At 67.8% G+C, this 14,793-nt stretch carries 15 protein-coding genes and 1 tRNA gene; 6 read left to right on the top strand and 10 right to left on the bottom strand.

Annotation, left to right across the window (positions count from 1 at the left end; translation table 11 throughout):
• Nucleotides 1–122: 122 nt before the first annotated feature.
• Entirely contained in the window at nucleotides 123–1,967 is a 1,845-nt protein-coding gene (locus AC1C2S_RS05290) for a flavin-containing monooxygenase (RefSeq protein ID WP_495351486.1), read from the bottom strand.
• 192 nt (nucleotides 1,968–2,159) lie between these two features.
• Here AC1C2S_RS05290 and AC1C2S_RS05295 point away from each other — a divergent pair, with 192 nt between their 5' ends.
• Nucleotides 2,160–2,609: a MarR family winged helix-turn-helix transcriptional regulator gene (locus tag AC1C2S_RS05295; RefSeq protein WP_495351487.1), complete on the top strand. Its 450-nt coding sequence runs from the start codon at nucleotides 2,160–2,162 to the stop codon at nucleotides 2,607–2,609.
• 47 nt (nucleotides 2,610–2,656) lie between these two features.
• Here the strand turns inward: AC1C2S_RS05295 and AC1C2S_RS05300 are convergent, their stop codons facing one another.
• On the bottom strand, nucleotides 2,657–3,013 hold the full coding sequence (locus AC1C2S_RS05300) for an iron chaperone (protein ID WP_495351488.1): 357 nt from the start codon (nucleotides 3,011–3,013) through the stop codon (nucleotides 2,657–2,659).
• Between the two features lie 179 nt (nucleotides 3,014–3,192).
• On the opposite strand from AC1C2S_RS05300, the gene AC1C2S_RS05305 reads away from it, so the two are divergent.
• Nucleotides 3,193–4,722, top strand: a complete 1,530-nt coding sequence (locus AC1C2S_RS05305; RefSeq protein WP_495351489.1) for an APC family permease — start codon at nucleotides 3,193–3,195, stop codon at nucleotides 4,720–4,722.
• A gap of 25 nt (nucleotides 4,723–4,747) precedes the next feature.
• On the opposite strand, the gene AC1C2S_RS05310 is transcribed toward AC1C2S_RS05305, so the two are convergent.
• On the bottom strand, nucleotides 4,748–5,059 hold the full coding sequence (locus AC1C2S_RS05310; protein WP_495351490.1) for a hypothetical protein: 312 nt from the start codon (nucleotides 5,057–5,059) through the stop codon (nucleotides 4,748–4,750).
• A gap of 207 nt (nucleotides 5,060–5,266) precedes the next feature.
• Here AC1C2S_RS05310 and AC1C2S_RS05315 point away from each other — a divergent pair, with 207 nt between their 5' ends.
• Nucleotides 5,267–5,536 (top strand): acylphosphatase, encoded by a 270-nt coding sequence (locus tag AC1C2S_RS05315; protein ID WP_495351491.1) that lies wholly within the window; start codon nucleotides 5,267–5,269, stop codon nucleotides 5,534–5,536.
• Between the two features lie 23 nt (nucleotides 5,537–5,559).
• Here AC1C2S_RS05315 and AC1C2S_RS05320 read toward each other — a convergent pair whose 3' ends face one another.
• The 6 genes from AC1C2S_RS05320 to AC1C2S_RS05345 all read right to left on the bottom strand — a co-directional run bounded on the left by AC1C2S_RS05320 (nucleotide 5,560) and on the right by AC1C2S_RS05345 (nucleotide 8,786).
• Nucleotides 5,560–5,784: a hypothetical protein gene (locus AC1C2S_RS05320; protein ID WP_495351492.1), complete on the bottom strand. Its 225-nt coding sequence runs from the start codon at nucleotides 5,782–5,784 to the stop codon at nucleotides 5,560–5,562.
• A 105-nt stretch (nucleotides 5,785–5,889) separates the two neighbouring features.
• A complete protein-coding gene (gene rplA / locus AC1C2S_RS05325) occupies nucleotides 5,890–6,579 on the bottom strand; it encodes a 50S ribosomal protein L1 (RefSeq protein ID WP_495351493.1) in 690 nt (229 codons plus the stop codon).
• Between the two features lie 135 nt (nucleotides 6,580–6,714).
• Nucleotides 6,715–7,143, bottom strand: coding sequence for a 50S ribosomal protein L11 (gene rplK / locus AC1C2S_RS05330; RefSeq protein ID WP_495351494.1), 429 nt, complete (start codon nucleotides 7,141–7,143; stop codon nucleotides 6,715–6,717).
• A 237-nt stretch (nucleotides 7,144–7,380) separates the two neighbouring features.
• Nucleotides 7,381–8,331 (bottom strand): transcription termination/antitermination protein NusG, encoded by a 951-nt coding sequence (nusG, locus tag AC1C2S_RS05335; RefSeq protein ID WP_495351495.1) that lies wholly within the window; start codon nucleotides 8,329–8,331, stop codon nucleotides 7,381–7,383.
• A 66-nt stretch (nucleotides 8,332–8,397) separates the two neighbouring features.
• Nucleotides 8,398–8,673 carry a preprotein translocase subunit SecE gene (secE, locus tag AC1C2S_RS05340; RefSeq protein ID WP_495351496.1) on the bottom strand — a complete coding sequence of 92 codons (276 nt, stop codon included), beginning with the start codon at nucleotides 8,671–8,673 and terminating at the stop codon, nucleotides 8,398–8,400.
• A 40-nt stretch (nucleotides 8,674–8,713) separates the two neighbouring features.
• Nucleotides 8,714–8,786: transfer RNA gene (locus AC1C2S_RS05345), tRNA-Trp, on the bottom strand.
• 240 nt (nucleotides 8,787–9,026) lie between these two features.
• On the opposite strand from AC1C2S_RS05345, the gene dgt reads away from it, so the two are divergent.
• From dgt to AC1C2S_RS05360, 3 genes are all read left to right on the top strand, one after another.
• Complete coding sequence (dgt, locus tag AC1C2S_RS05350) at nucleotides 9,027–10,544, top strand: dGTP triphosphohydrolase (protein WP_495351497.1); 1,518 nt, start codon at nucleotides 9,027–9,029, stop codon at nucleotides 10,542–10,544.
• Between the two features lie 96 nt (nucleotides 10,545–10,640).
• On the top strand, nucleotides 10,641–12,902 hold the full coding sequence (locus tag AC1C2S_RS05355) for an esterase-like activity of phytase family protein (RefSeq protein WP_495351498.1): 2,262 nt from the start codon (nucleotides 10,641–10,643) through the stop codon (nucleotides 12,900–12,902).
• A gap of 173 nt (nucleotides 12,903–13,075) precedes the next feature.
• Nucleotides 13,076–13,492 carry a DUF7144 family membrane protein gene (locus AC1C2S_RS05360; RefSeq protein ID WP_495351499.1) on the top strand — a complete coding sequence of 139 codons (417 nt, stop codon included), beginning with the start codon at nucleotides 13,076–13,078 and terminating at the stop codon, nucleotides 13,490–13,492.
• Nucleotides 13,493–13,599: 107 nt separating this feature from the next.
• Here the strand turns inward: AC1C2S_RS05360 and AC1C2S_RS05365 are convergent, their stop codons facing one another.
• Complete coding sequence (locus AC1C2S_RS05365; protein WP_495351500.1) at nucleotides 13,600–14,733, bottom strand: LPXTG cell wall anchor domain-containing protein; 1,134 nt, start codon at nucleotides 14,731–14,733, stop codon at nucleotides 13,600–13,602.
• Nucleotides 14,734–14,793 lie beyond the last annotated feature (60 nt).

The following is a 14,793-nucleotide window of genomic DNA, read 5'->3' on the forward strand; positions in this document are numbered from 1 at the left end:
TGTCGTCCTTGCGTCGGGATCGGATGTTCCTTCAAGGCTAGCGAGCCGACCGGGCCGGTGCGGGGGCGGTGTCTGGCGACATCCGCCCCCGCAGCATGCAAGATGCCCGCGAGCTGATCAGCTCACGAGGCGGCCTCCGCGAGGCTGCTGTCGCGCGCACGCAGCTCGTCTTCGTCGCGGACGAGGAGCTCGCTCAGGTCGCCGTCGCGTTGGGCGCGCAGCAGCCGATGGAATGCCACGGGGCCGGGTGAGTAGGTGAATCCCGTGATGGCCTGCGTGCCCTCGGCGTTGTAGTAGCCGGGAGTGCACGCGGCCTGGAATGCCGACACGTCACGTGCGGTGTCGTGAACCGTGCGCAGCCAGTCGGCTTCCGCCTCTGCGGTGGGTTCGACGCGTATGGCACCCTCGACGTCGGCGCGAGTGATGACGGCGGCGATATGCTCGGCCTGCTCCTGGAGGATGTGCGTGAAGTTCACCGAGTTGGCGTTCTGGAGCGCGCCGAGCTGGAACAGGTTCGGGAACCCGTGTGTGGAGTAGCCGTGGAGCGTGCGGGGGCCACGCGCCCACGCCTCCAGCAGCGCACGCCCATTCCGACCGACGACGGGCAGCGTCCCCGACATGACGCCGGAGACACCGGTCTCGAATCCGGTCGCGAACACGACGCAGTCGACCTCGTATGCGGTATCGCCGACCACCACCGCGTTCTCGGTCATCGCCGTGATGCCGTGGAAGCTGGCAGTGTCGACCAGGGTGACGTTCGGGCGGTTGAACGACTGCAGATAGAGATCGCTGAATCCCGGGCGCTTGCACATGTAGCGGTACCAGGGCTTGAGTGCCTCGGCGGTCGCAGGGTCGTCGACGACCTCGTCGACGCGGGCGCGGATACGGTCCATGGTCGCGGCGTCGTCGAGCTCGTCCTGGCGTTCGCGTTCAGCTGGGTCGAGGGTCTCATCGAGGGAGCCCGAGAGGATGTGTCGCTGCAGGCTCGTCGTGGCCGTCCACCCGTCGGTCACGAGGGACTCCGGCACCGGCTCTCCGGCCAGAACGGAGAGGAAGTTCTCCATCCGCTCGCGCTGCCAGCCCGGCTGCAGCGAGGCCGCCCACGCAGGATCGGTCGGTCGGTTGTCTCGCACGTCGACCGTGGAAGGTGTGCGCTGGAAGACGATGAGCTCTTTCGCGCTCTCGGCGAGATGGGGAATGACCTGCAGACCCGTCGCGCCGGTTCCGACGACGGCGACGCGCCTGCCTGTGAGGCCTGTGAGGTCGCCGTCAGCGCTGCCACCCGTATACGCGTAGTCCCATCGGCTGGTGTGGAAGGTGTGGCCGCGGAACGACTCGATGCCCGGGATGCCCGGCAGCTTCGGCTGCGTCAGCGTGCCCGACGAAGTGATGACGTACCGGGCGCGGAAGCGATCGCCCCTGTCGGTCTCGATGAGCCACTCCGACGAGTCGTCATGCCAGGTGAGTGCGGTCGCACGAGTGTGCGGCACGAAGTCGCGGTACAGGTCGTAGTGCTCGGCGATGCGCACGGCGTGCTGCCGGATCTCTTCGCCTGGCGCGTAGCGCTCCTTCGGCAGATACCCCGTCTCCTCGAGGAGCGGCATGTAGACGTACGACTCGATGTCGCAGCGCACGCCGGGGTAGCGGTTCCAATACCAGGTGCCGCCAACGTCGCCCCCCTCGTCCATGACGCGGACGGAGTCGGCTCCCGCATCCCGCAGGAACGCGGCGGTGAGCAAACCGCCGAAGCCGGCGCCGATGACGAGCACCTCGACGCGGTCGGTGACGGGTTCGCGGTCGACGCGCGGGGTATACGGGTCGACCGCGTAGTAGCCGAACTCGCCCGCGGCGCGGCGGTACTGGCGGGCCCCGTCGGGGCGGATGCGGCGGTCGCGCTCCGCGGCGTACTTCTCGCGGATCGCGTCGATGTCGATCGAGGCGGTTGCCTCTGCTGCGAATCGGTTCATACTGTTTCTCCTTTCGCCCGTCGTCGAGTCGAGAGCGGAATCGAGGGCGCACGCGCGGGCGCCCACCAAGGGTGGGCGCGCTCCGATCCGGGCCCGACACGACTCCGGATCGGAACTTCTCCTGGATAAAGGTTAGTCGCAAGCTAAGGAAATGTAACTGGGTATCGACTGGCAAGCCACTACCGTGAAGACGTGGGTGGGGACGAGAGAGACGAGGTCCAGCGACGCATCGAGTCGCTGACGATCGCGATCACCGTGCGCTCCATTCCGCGGATCCTGGGGTCGCTGCTGCAGACCGATCTGACCATCCAACAGCTCAAGACGCTGACCTCTCTCGTCGTGGCAGACGGGATGACGACGACCGAGGTCGCACAACGTTTCTCGGTGTCGATGGCGACGGTGTCGAAGCTCGTCGACCGGCTCGTCGGCCAAGGCCTGGTCGAACGCGTCACCACTCCGGCTGATCATCGCGTGCGCCGACTGCGCCCCACGAAACTCGGACGCACCGTCGTCGCCGAGATCCTGGGCGCCCGCCCGGAGCTCGGCAACGACGTGCTGCGGGGCCTGACCGTCGAAGAGCTCAGGGCGCTCGAAAAAGGCCTGCGGGCGATCAGCCGGGAGTTGCATGCGCTCCGCGGATGATGCGTCCTTCCTCGGCTCAGCTGTCGCACCGGCGCACGATGCGACCGCTAGCGCTTCTTCCTCTCGTCGATCTCGTCACGGCGCAGCAGGATGATGCGGTCGACGAGCGAGTCGGGCAGCGGATGCTCCGGCGTGAACCTGATCGTGCCCTTGGCCCACGAATACCCGTCGAGCTCCGACGAGATCGCCTCGATCACCGGCGGGCTGTACGGGTAGAGGCCGATGTGCTCCTTCGCCTTCATGATGCTCAGGAGCGGTGAATCCCGGTAGCGCAGCGCGGGCATGCCGTAGCTCACCCCCTCTTCGGCATCGGGCACGAGCGCGACCGCACGGGCCCTGATGCGCTCGATGACGTCACGATCGGGCTCCTCGAGCCCGGCGATGTAGTCGCTCATCTCCCCCATGGCGGCCATGCTACGCCGAGCGGATGCCGCGGCATCCGCTCACCCGCGAGTCGCCCTGGAATCTAATCATCCGGAACTATAGCTTTATGACCGGATGTCTGGCTAAGCTGGCGCGACACCACGACGGCGTGGTGTCGTCGGCGGGGGCGGCCGACGCCTGATCACCCTGGAAGGCAGCGATGTCCGAAGACCGCCAACCCGCAGCGAGCCTCTCCGACGGCGAGCACCTGAGCGTGCTCGGCTACGAGGATTCGTTCAACCGCTCGATGAGCCTCTGGGCGAACTTCGCCCTCGGCTTCACCTACCTCTCCCCCCTCGTCGGCGTGTACTCGCTGTTCGCGGTCGCCCTCGCCATCGGCGGGCCGCCGTCGATCTGGTGGATCGTCATCGTCGGCGCCGGCCAGCTGCTCGTCTCGCTCGTGTTCGGCGAGGTCGTCTCGCAGTACCCGATCCACGGCGGCATCTACCCGTGGGCCCGGCGCCTGTGGGGCCGTCGCTACGCCTGGATGGCGGCATGGGTCTACATCTGGGCGATGATCGTCACGATCACCGCGGTCGCGGAGTTCGGATCCGGCTTCGCAGCGAGCCTCTTCGGCATCGACCACACGAACGAGTCGACGCTGTTGATCACGCTCGCGTTCCTCCTCGTCGCCCTCGCCATCAACTTCACGGGCACCAAATGGCTCGCCCGCGTCGCGCGCATCGGCCTCGCCGCCGAGCTGATCGGCGTCATCGGCCTCGGCCTCTACCTGCTGATCTTCCAGCGCAAGCAGGAGTTCAGCGTGTTCTTCGACACGATGGGCGTCGAGGGCGATGGCAGCTACGCGGCGGCCTTCATGGGCGCCGCTCTCGCTGGACTCTTCCTGTTCTACGGCTTCGAGGCGTGCGGCGACGTCGCCGAGGAGGTCGAGAACCCGGCCCGGCGCATTCCCAAGGCGATGATGCTGACGATCCTCGTCGGCGGAGTCTCCGCCCTGTTCTCGTTCGGCGGGTACGTGCTCGCAGCGCCCGATCTCGCATCGATCGTCGACGGAGCGGATGCCGATCCCATCCCCGGCATCCTCGAGGCGACCCTCGGATCGGTTGGCGCGAAGCTCTTCCTCGTCGTCGCGATCACGGCGTTCCTCTCGTGCGTGTTGAGCCTGCAGGCCGCGGCAAGCCGCCTGCTGTTCTCCTTTGCCCGCGACGGCATGATCCCTGGGCACCGCTGGCTCTCGAGGGTCTCGCCGAACACCAAAGTGCCGACGAACGCACTCATCGTGGCGTGCACCGCGCCCGCCCTCATCGCCGTGCTCATCTGGGCGAACAACGACCTGCTGGTTCCGGTCACGGCGTTCGCGGTGCTCGGCATCTACGTCGCCTTCCAGATGGTCGTGCTCGCCTCGCTCCGGCAGCGGTTCAAGGGATGGCGGCCGGCCGGACCCTTCTCGCTCGGCTCGTGGGGCTTCGTCATCAACATCGTTGCGCTCGCCTACGGGATCTTCGCGATCGTGCTGCTCTCACTGCCAGGCACGTCGGGCGACTTCTTCACCGATTTCGTCGTGCTGATCGGCCTCGGCGTCGTCGCGATCACCGGGCTGGCGTACCTCTTCATCGCCCGCCCCGATCGCAAATCCGACGCACCTTCGGGCGACGCGATCGCGGTGGCGGAGCGGCTTCGATCGCACCGCGCCGAGCCGAGCGAACGCACCGAAGAGCCGGTCGCCTGACCGACGAGCTCAGTCGATCGGCGACTCAGCGCGGTCGTGTGTCGATCGGGTCGAGCGAGTCGGCGAGTTCTCGAAGCAGGGCCACCAGCGCGCGAGCGTCCGCCCCTTCTGGCACGTCACCGGCCCCGACCCGGTCGGCCCAGTCCCGGGCCGACCCGATGAGACGCGCGGTGGTCGGCGAGCGGTCGACGCGCTCGGCCCTGCCTTCGGCGAGCTCTTCGTCGATCTCGGCGCACACCGGGGCGAGCCGGCGATGCGCCGCTGACCCGATGACGCCGTGCTGGAATCCGGGTCCCTCGAGCGCTTCGAGGATCCGCGCGAGTGTGCCCTCAGCCACGCGGAGTCCTGTCGCTGCGGGAAAACGCGGCGCCCCGCAGGACATCGTGCTGGAGCGGGGTGGTGCAGGTCATGTCTCGATCATTTCAGACTCGCACGCTCGAGTCGCCCGGATTCGGTTCGTGTGTCGCCTGGGCCACGGCTGCGAGACGATCGGCGGCATGCCCCAGCGCGCCTGCTGCCCGCCCCACGGCCTACGCTGAATCGCATGATCCGCAGACACATCGTCGTGCACGGAATCGTGCAGGGCGTCGGCTTCCGCTACTCCGCACAGCTCGAGGCCCGACGGCTGCGTGTGACCGGTTGGGTGCGCAACACGGCCGACAACACGGTGGAAGCCGAGATCGAGGGGGAAGCGGCATCCGTCGATGCCGTGCTCGAATGGTTTGCGAACGGTCCGCCCGGGGCGGTCGTCGAGCGCACGGATGTCTCGGAGCGTGTGCCGCTCGGCGAGCGGGCGTTCGTCATCGCGGGGTGACGACACCTCAGCGCCGTCGTCGGTCAGAGCCAGTGCACCACTTCGCCGCGACGCAACGACTCGTCGTCGACGCGATCGAGGGTGCGGTGGCGTTCGGCCGCAATGAGCAGCCAGACGATGATGAGCGCCAGCACGACAGTGTAGACGGCCGGGCCGAAAGCACCGATGAGAGTCATCCAATATGCGGCGGCTGCGGCGACCACGATCGTGGCCACCGACGCGAGCACTGCAGTGGTTCGTTCGCTCATGCCGCCAGCGTACGCCTCACCACCGACGCCGCAAGGGGCGGCGTCGGGCCGCGTACGACGAAGGGCCCGCCGGCGAACCGGCGAGCCCTTCGAGCGTGGGCGACCCTAGATGGCGTTGACGTCGAGGGGGATGCCGGGGCCGAACGTGGTCGACACGGCGCCCTTCTGGATGTAGCGGCCCTTGGAGCTCGACGGCTTCAGACGCACGATCTCTTCGAGAGCGGCGTTGGCGTTCTCTTCGAGCTGCTCCTTGGTGAAGGAGGCCTTGCCCACGACGAAGTGCACGTTGGAGTGCTTGTCGACGCGGAACTCGATCTTGCCGCCCTTGATGTCGGAGACGGCCTTGGCGACGTCAGGGGTCACGGTGCCGGTCTTCGGGTTCGGCATGAGACCACGGGGGCCGAGCACCTTGCCGAGACGGCCGACCTGGCCCATGAGCTCGGGGGTCGAGACCGCCGAGTCGAACGCGGTGTAACCGCCGGCGACCTTCTCGATGAGCTCGGCGCCGCCGACCTCATCGGCGCCTGCCGCGATCGCAGCCTCGGCCGCGGGGCCGGTTGCGAACACGATGACGCGAGCGGTCTTGCCGGTGCCGTGCGGAAGGATGACGGTGCCGCGCACCATCTGGTCTGCCTTGCGAGGGTCGACGCCGAGCTTCAGCGCGACCTCGACGGTCGAGTCGAACTTCGCCGAACCGGTCTCCTTCGCGATGGCGACTGCCTCGCTCGGGGTGTAGAACTTGCCGTCTTCGATCTTCTCGGCCGCGGCGCGGTAGGCCTTGGACTTCTGTGCCATGTTGTTTCTCCTTGAGAGAGTGTGGTCATCTGCGCCTGGCGGGCGCTGCCACGGATGCTGAGTTCTGGTGAGCTCGCCGAGCTTGTCGAAGCGGGCGAGCGTGCGTTCCCTTCGACGAGCTCAGGGAACTGAGGCCTATTCGACCGTGATGCCCATCGAGCGAGCGGTGCCCGCGATGATCTTCGACGCGGCGTCGAGGTCGTTGGCGTTGAGGTCGACCATCTTCGACTCGGCGATCTCGCGCACCTGCGCCTGGGTCAGCTTGCCGACCTTGGTGGTGTGCGGAACGCCAGACCCCTTTGCGACGCCGGCAGCCTTCTTGATGAGCTCGGCGGCGGGCGGGGTCTTCAGGACGAAGGTGAACGAACGGTCTTCGTAAACCGTGATCTCAACGGGGATGACGTTGCCGCGCTGGGCTTCGGTCGCCGCGTTGTAGGCCTTGCAGAACTCCATGATGTTCACGCCGTGCTGACCCAGGGCCGGGCCGATGGGCGGGGCCGGGTTCGCAGCGCCGGCCTTGATCTGAAGCTTGATCAGACCGGTGACCTTCTTCTTCGGTGCCATGATTTCTCTCTTTCTGTTCGAACGCCCCGGATGCCGGGGCACTCTCCCGCACACCCGGCCGTTCCGGGATGCGGTGATCTGTGCGGCTGCGCGCGAGCGCACAACCTGTCAATTGTAACGGAAAGTCGCTGGTCGAGTAGCGAAGCGTATCGAGACCTCGTGAGCGGGTCTCGATCCGGCGCTCGACCTTGCCCCGAGCCGGATCAACGCCGCTTCGCGACATTGATCCGGCTCGCGTCAAAGCTTGGTGACCTGGTCGAAGCTGAGCTCGACCGGGGTCTCGCGCTCGAAGAGCGAGACGAGCACGGTGAGCTTGCCGCTCTCGGGCTTGATCTCGTTGATCGTGCCGGGCAGGCCCGCGAACGAGCCGTCTTTGATGGTGATCGTCTCGCCGACCTCGAAGTCGACCTCGGCGGGAATCGCACGTGCGGCACCGGTTGCGCCGCCGGCCTTCGCACCCTTGACGGGAGCGACATCCTTGATCTCGACGAGGCTCTTCAGCATGCCGAAGGCCTCTTCGAAGCGAAGCGGGGTGGGGTTGTGCGCGTTGCCGACGAAGCCGGTGACCCCGGGAGTGTGGCGGATGACCGACCAGCTCTCTTCGTTGAGGTCCATGCGCACGAGCACGTAGCCGGGGATGCGGACGCGCGTGACCATCTTGCGCTGGCCGTTCTTGATCTCGACCACGTCTTCCATCGGCACTTCGACCTGGTAGATGTAGTCGGCCATCGCCATCGACTCACGGCGCTGCTCGATGTTCGCCTTCACGCGACGCTCGAAGCCCGCGTAGGAGTGGATGACGTACCACTTGCCGGGAAGGAAGCGCAGCTCGGCGCGGAACTCCGCGTACGGGTCGGCCTCCTCTTCCTCTTCCTCTTCTTCGGTGACGGCTTCTTCTTCGATGACGGCTTCGACGGCGGCCTCGGCCTCGTCGGCGGAGTCGATGTCGAGGGCGTCGTCGATCACGGCGTCGGCCTCGGGGTCGATCGACTCGGCCATCGCGTCGAGCACGGCGTCGAGGTCGACGTCGTTGCCCTCGTCGTCGACGACGTGCACGGCACGGTGCTCGGCCGGCTCGACCGATTCCTCTTCGCGCTCGAGCATGCTGCCCGTCTGCGCCTCATCGTCTTCGGCCGACTGCTCTGCAGCCGTGGCCCAGTCGACGTCGTCGCGCTCAGTCCTTGACACTTCTCTCAAATCCTTTTCTCCTGTGCGCCAGCGGCGAACCGGATCAGTCGAACCCCGAAGGCTCGATCAGCCCCCCGGTGTTCCGAAGACGTACAGCACAAGCCAGCCGAACACCTGGTCGAACGCCCACACGATCGCCATCATGATGATGACGAACACGAGCACGACAGACGTGAAACTGACGAGCTCTTTACGGGTCGGGGTGACGACCTTCTTCAGCTCGGAGATGACCTGGCGAACGAACAGGGCCAAGCGCGAGAACGGATTCCGACGCGCTGCGCGATCGCGCTTCGCGTTGGCAACAACGTCTTCGCTGGGCTCTTCGATGATCTTCCGTGCCACCTCGTACACCTTTCGTGGGCCGGCAATCACTGCCGGCTCGCAGGGCGGACAGGACTCGAACCTGCAACCTGCGGTTTTGGAGACCGCTGCTCTACCAATTGAGCCACCGCCCTATGGAACGACCGGGTGACCGGGGCTGTTCCACTCGACTGTCGAGGCACCACGATTCACTACGTTTCTCACCAGGTGAAAGCCCGAAAATAGGCGCAGAAAATCTTGGCTGACTTCAACAACCTCACCAAGTGTATGCGACGCCGGAGGGAGAGTAAAGCCGAGCGGATGCCGCCGGCGCACCCGTGCCCGCAGCGTCCGTGAAGCGGGCGTCCGCGAGTCGATCGGCATAGATTGGGCGCATGCCCATCGATCGCGCGTCGCGCCTCGTCCCAGAGCCGCGCAGCAGCGCCGAGGTCACCGGCGAGCACTCGCAGTTCCGGCTCGACCTCGAGCGCATCCGGTTCTCCCCGTACTTCTCACGCCTCTCGGCCGTCACCCAGGTGATCGCGCAGCCCGGCGCCGGCCCGCTCATCCACAATCGCCTCACCCACTCGATCAAGGTGACGGCGGTGGCGCGCGCGATCGCCGTGAAGCTGACGACTACCGGGTCGCCGGCCCGTGCATTCGCACTCGAGCACGGCTGCGACGCCGTCGTCGTGCAGGCCGCGGCGAGCGCGCACGATCTCGGGCATCCGCCGTTCGGCCACCTCGGCGAGCGCGTGCTCGACCGCCTCGCGCGCGACACGCTCGGGCTCGTCGACGGCTTCGAGGGCAACGCGCAGAGCTACCGAATCCTGACGGCGCTCGACGTCAGCGAGGCGGCCCCGCGCGGGCTCAATCTCACGGCGGCGGTGCGAACCGCCGTCGCGAAGTACCCGTGGACACGCTTCGTCGACGCCGCCGCGCTCGGCGACGGCCCGCTGCCGCGCGGGCTCCGCCGCTCGGAAGACGGCGTGGAGGTGCTGAAGTTCTCCGCGTACGGCATCGACGCCGTCGATCTCGACCAGGCTCGCGCCGGGCAACCGCCGATGCAGCAATCACTCGAGTGCTCGATCATGGACATCGCCGACGACATCGCCTACTCGATTCACGACGTCGACGACTTCTACCGTGCGGGCGTGCTCAGCCAGGGCGCCGTCGCACGCGAGTTCCGCGGCTGGATGGAGAACAGCGCGGAGCTTCGCGGGCTCGACGACGACGCGCTCGTCGAGCGCACCGCTCCGCCGGGAGGCTCCCTCGAGCGCCTCCGCCGCAAGATCCGGCGCAGCGATGCGTGGGTCGCCGACGACGACGCGTTCGCCGCCGCCGTCGACGTCGTGGCCGACGACCTCGTCGATGGACTGCTCGCCATCCCGTTCGACGGCTCGATCGCCTCGGAGCGGGCATTGTCGTCGTTCACGAACCGCTGGATCAGTCACCTGCAGTCCTCCGTCGTGCCGGCGCCGACCGATGTGGTGCGCGCCGGTCTCGTCACCCTCGATCGGCGCGCCTGGCACGAGGTGGAGGTCCTGAAGTTCGTGCACCGGCACTTCATCCTCGACCGGGCCGACATCGTGATGTACCAGCGCGGGCTCAGCCGGGCGCTCACCCGGGCCGTCAAGGGCCTCACCGCCTGGGCGACCGACCAGCACGACCGCGACCGTCTGCCGCAACGGCTGAAGGAGCTCATCGAGATCGCGACCGACGGCTATGCGCGGGTTCGCTACTCGCGTCCCGACGGGCACCCGATCCCCGCGGCCGGCGATGTGCGGCGGTTCGGGGTCGGCCGCGGCGTGATCGACTACGTCGCCTCCCTCTCCGACGACCAAGCGCTCGCGGTGTCGGAGGCGATCGACGGGCGACCCGATCGACTGTGGGGCATCGGCCAGAACCTCTGAGCAGCGGCCACGGTCCACCGAGCCGTTCCATGCCGTTCTTCCAAGCTTCCTCATCCGGCCACGCGCAGGGCAGGCCAGTGACGATTGGCTCGCGGCATGAGCCGAATCCTCACGCGACGCGCGCTACCGCGCCTCATCGCCCTGACCGCCGCAGTGGCCGCCACTGCGGCCGTTCTCGTCCCTGCATCCGCCATCGCCGCCCCAGGCGGCAATGGCCCGGGCACCCCTCGGGCGCCGTTCGTCCACGCGCTCGAGCCCACGCTCGTCGCCCGCGCGACCCTCTCCGCCGATCATCTCGAGTCGGGCCCTGCGTCGGGTGCGCTCGCGTCCCCGGGCAACGGGCGCGTCGGCCCGTGGGCCGGGCAGGTCATCCCGGGCTTCTCCGCGGCGATCGACAACGGCGACGGAACGTTCTGGGCCCAGCCCGACAACGGATTCGGCACCAAGGCGAACTCGGCGGACTTCCTCCTGCGTAATTACCTCGTGCGCCCGAACTGGCAGACCGCCGACGGCGGCGACGGTTCGATCGCCGTCGAGCGCTTCATCAGCTACAACGACCGCAACCGGGTGCTCGACTTCCCCATCGTGAATGGCGACTCCGCCGAGCGCCTGCTCACGGGCGCCGACTTCGACATCGAATCCGTCGTGCTCGCGAAGGACGGCACGTTCTGGGTGGGCGAGGAGTTCGGGCCGTTCCTGCTGCACTTCGACGCCGCCGGCACGCTGCTCGAGAAGCCGTACTCGATCACCGGCGCGAAGTCGCCGCAGAACCCGTACCTCCAGCCCGGCGAGACGCCGCGCGTGCGTGCCAGCCGAGGGTTCGAGGCGCTCGCGGCCTCGAAGAACGGCCGCTACCTCTACCCGGTGATCGAGGGCTCCTACGCCGACGAGACCGATCTGCGTCGCCGTGAGATCCACGAGTTCGACACGCGGCGCGGCGAGTACACCGGCCGCACGTGGAGCTACCAGACCGATCAGGAGGCGAACGTCATCGGCGATGCCTTCACGGTGAAGAACGACGTGCTGCTGCTCGTCGAGCGCGACGACTTCGAGGGTGACCAGTCGGTGACCAAGCGCATCTACGAGGTGAACCTCCGTCGCACCGATGCGCAGGGCCACCTCGAGAAGACGCTCGTGCTCGACGCGCTCCGCATCGCCAACCCCGACGGCATCGGTGCGGGCGACGGCTACGGCACCGGCGAGGTCTTCTCGCTTCCGGTGCAGTCGTTCGAGACAGTGGTGCAGCTGAAGGGCGGTCGCCTGCTCATCGGCAACGACAACAACTACCCCGGCAACGACGCACGCATCCCCGGCACGCCCGACGACACCGAGTTCGACGTGATCGACCTCGACAAGGTCAAGATCGAGCCGTCGGACGTGACCATCATCGGCCACCGCGGCGCGAGCGGGCACCGCCCCGAGCACACGCTGGCCGCGTACGAGACGGCCATCGTGCAGTGCGCCGACTATATCGAACCCGACGTGGTCGCCACGAAGGACGGCGTGCTCGTCGCCCGCCACGAGAACGAGATCAGCGGCACCACGGATGTCGCGGCGAGGCCCGAGTTCGCCGACCGGCGCGCGACGAAGGTCATCGACGGAGTGAATGTCACGGGCTGGTTCACGGAGGACTTCACGCTCACCGAGCTCCGCACGCTGCGCGCCAAGGAGCGCCTGCCGCTCACGCGCCCCGCGAACACCGCGTTCGACGGGCTCTACCAGGTGCCCACGCTCGACGAGGTCATCGACCTCGCCCGCCACTCGGTGAGCTGCGACGGCCGCCAGGTCGGCGTCTACCCCGAGACCAAGCACCCCACGTACTTCGACTCGATCGGCCTCTCGCTCGAGGAGCCGCTCGTCGCAGCGCTGCAGGCCGACGACGTGGACCGCGCCGATGCCCCGGTCATCGTGCAGAGCTTCGAGGTCGGCAACCTCAGGGAGCTCGACGGGATGACCGACGTGCACCTCGCGCAGCTCATCAGCCCGTCGGGCCGCCCCTACGACTTCACGGCCGCGGGCGACCCCCGCACGTACGCCGACCTGGTCACGCCCGCCGGTCTCGCCGAGATCGCGGGCTATGCCGACGGCGTCGGCCTCGAGAAGTCGGTGATGATCCCGCGCACCGCCGCCGGCACGCTCGGCACGCCGACCGCGGCCATCGCCCGCGCGCACGCGGTCGGCCTCACGGTCCACGGCTGGACGTTCCGGCTCGAGAACCAGTTCCTCCCCCTCGAGTTCCGCTCGAGCGTCGACCCGAACGCGCCCGGCGACCTGCTCGGCGAGCTCCGGGTGTTCGTGGACGCCGGCATGGACGGAGCCTTCAGCGACCAGCCCGACGTCGCCGTCACGATCGGCTGAACCGCCGAGGCAAGTGCGGGGCGAGGCACCGGGTGAGCGGCGGCCCTCGCCCCGACGGCGCGCCGGGCGCCATTCATTCCTGCTCCGCCGCCGCGCGCTAACGTGACGCCAGCACCATCTGCGCCGTCGCAGATTCGCGCCGACGCTGCTTCGATGCGAAAGGGAGTAGCACTATGAGTAGTACGCAAGGAAATACGCAGGTAACCGGCTGGGTCGGCTGGGGAGTGTTCGCGGCGATCATGCTCATCATCGCGGGCGGCTTCGACATCCTCTACGGATTCATCGCCCTCGCCATGCCCGACAGCGCGTACCTCACCACCGGCGGCGGAGCGCTCTTCCTCTTCGACGTGCAGGGCTGGGGCTGGTGGCACGTGATCAGCGGCGCTCTGCTCGTGCTGGTCGGCGCCGCCCTCTTCTCGGGCGCGACGTGGGCACGTGTGGTGGCTGTGATCCTCGTGATCATCAACGCCATCGGGCAACTGTTCCTGCTGCCCGTACAGCCCTGGTGGTCGCTCATCGTTCTCACGCTCGACTTCCTCGTGATCTACGCACTCACGGTGCACGGCCGGGAGCTCAAGACCCGCACCTGAACCACCCGAAACGCCGAGATCCCCACCACGAGATTTCGGCTCGCGCAGAACGGGGCCGTGCGAGTGCCTGGAGGCATTCGCACGGCCCCGTCGGCCGTCAGCGCTGACTACGCCGAAGCGCCGGCGCGACGCCGGAACATGAGCATCGCGCCCGCGAGCAGCAGCAGCATGCCGCCGACGATCGGCAGCGTCGCGTCGGTGCCGGTCGCAGCGAGGGTAGCGCCCGTGGTCGTCGCGTTGCCTCCCGCAGCAGCAGCGACCACCGTGAACGTCACCGCGAACGGCTCACCGCTCTCCTGGGACAGGAGCACCAGGGTGTGCTGACCGGGTGCGAGCCCGGCGAGCGTTTCGGGCGAGAGCGTCACCGTGAGCTGACCGTTCGCATCGGCCTGGAACACGCCGACTCCGACAGGAGCCGAGTAGGCGAACGCGTCGAAGTGCGTGAGGCCGTAGTCGATCGACGTGTCGACGACGAGCTCGAGGCTGTCGCCCTGGGTGGCGGAGCCGCCGTCGGCGACCACAACGCCCCAATCTTCGAGGAAGGCCGCGAGTTCGGCCGAGTCCGCGACTGGAGCTTCACCGATCGGCAGCGCCACGGGTGCCGGCCGAAGGAGGGTGATCTGGCTGCCCCACTTGATACCCGAGGCGGTTCCGGTTGCGCCGGCGTCGACGAGCAGGCCGTATCCCAGGAGCACGATGTCGTCCGCATCGTCCGGTGCGGAGCCCTCGATCGCCGCGAGGAGATTCTCGAGGGTGTCGGTGCTGTTCGCCCCGAAGCTGTCGGAGATGGCCTGGCTCGTCGTCCACTGGTCATCGAGCTCGGCAGACTCCGTGGCGGCGTCTGCCGGGCGCAGCGTCGTGAACTGCCGCTCGCTGGCGTCGTTGTCGAAGAAGAGCGGAATCTGGAAGTAGGCGTTGTCGCTGCTCCACGCGATGCCGCCGTCGATCAGGTGGCGGAGGTCGCCGTTGTCGGCGCGCTCGTCGAATCCGTTGAGGATCTGCACCTTTCCCGTCAGGGCGAGACCATCGTCACCGTCGACGAAGGCGCCGGCACCACCGTTGTGCCAGCCGACATAGCTCGATTCGTCGGGGCGGATGTCGGCCGCGCCGACAAATGCAACAGAGGTCGGTGGGAGCTCCTCAGCCTGTGCCGGTGCGGCGCCGGCGAGTACGAGCCCGCCGCCGAGGGTGAGGGCCGTGCCGAGCGCCGCGAGGCGGATCGGGCGTCGTTCAAGTGCCACTGTGGGTTCCTGTTCTGTGGGGAGGATGTGATGCAGTCGCGCGCGCAGCACGCATCGAGC

The organism is Agromyces sp. Y782 (assembly GCF_059445405.1).

Excerpts from the sequence above, each read along its gene's own strand:
- AC1C2S_RS05290 (WP_495351486.1), bottom strand. The coding sequence starts at position 1,967 with ATGAACCGATTCGCAGCAGAGGCAACCGCCTCGATCGACATCGACGCG.
- AC1C2S_RS05300 (WP_495351488.1), bottom strand. The coding sequence starts at position 3,013 with ATGGGGGAGATGAGCGACTACATCGCCGGGCTCGAGGAGCCCGATCGT.
- AC1C2S_RS05305 (WP_495351489.1), top strand. The coding sequence starts at position 3,193 with ATGTCCGAAGACCGCCAACCCGCAGCGAGCCTCTCCGACGGCGAGCAC.
- AC1C2S_RS05315 (WP_495351491.1), top strand. The coding sequence starts at position 5,267 with ATGATCCGCAGACACATCGTCGTGCACGGAATCGTGCAGGGCGTCGGC.
- AC1C2S_RS05320 (WP_495351492.1), bottom strand. The coding sequence starts at position 5,784 with ATGAGCGAACGAACCACTGCAGTGCTCGCGTCGGTGGCCACGATCGTG.
- rplA (WP_495351493.1), bottom strand. The coding sequence starts at position 6,579 with ATGGCACAGAAGTCCAAGGCCTACCGCGCCGCGGCCGAGAAGATCGAA.
- rplK (WP_495351494.1), bottom strand. The coding sequence starts at position 7,143 with ATGGCACCGAAGAAGAAGGTCACCGGTCTGATCAAGCTTCAGATCAAG.
- dgt (WP_495351497.1), top strand. The coding sequence starts at position 9,027 with ATGCCCATCGATCGCGCGTCGCGCCTCGTCCCAGAGCCGCGCAGCAGC.
- AC1C2S_RS05355 (WP_495351498.1), top strand. The coding sequence starts at position 10,641 with ATGAGCCGAATCCTCACGCGACGCGCGCTACCGCGCCTCATCGCCCTG.
- AC1C2S_RS05360 (WP_495351499.1), top strand. The coding sequence starts at position 13,076 with ATGAGTAGTACGCAAGGAAATACGCAGGTAACCGGCTGGGTCGGCTGG.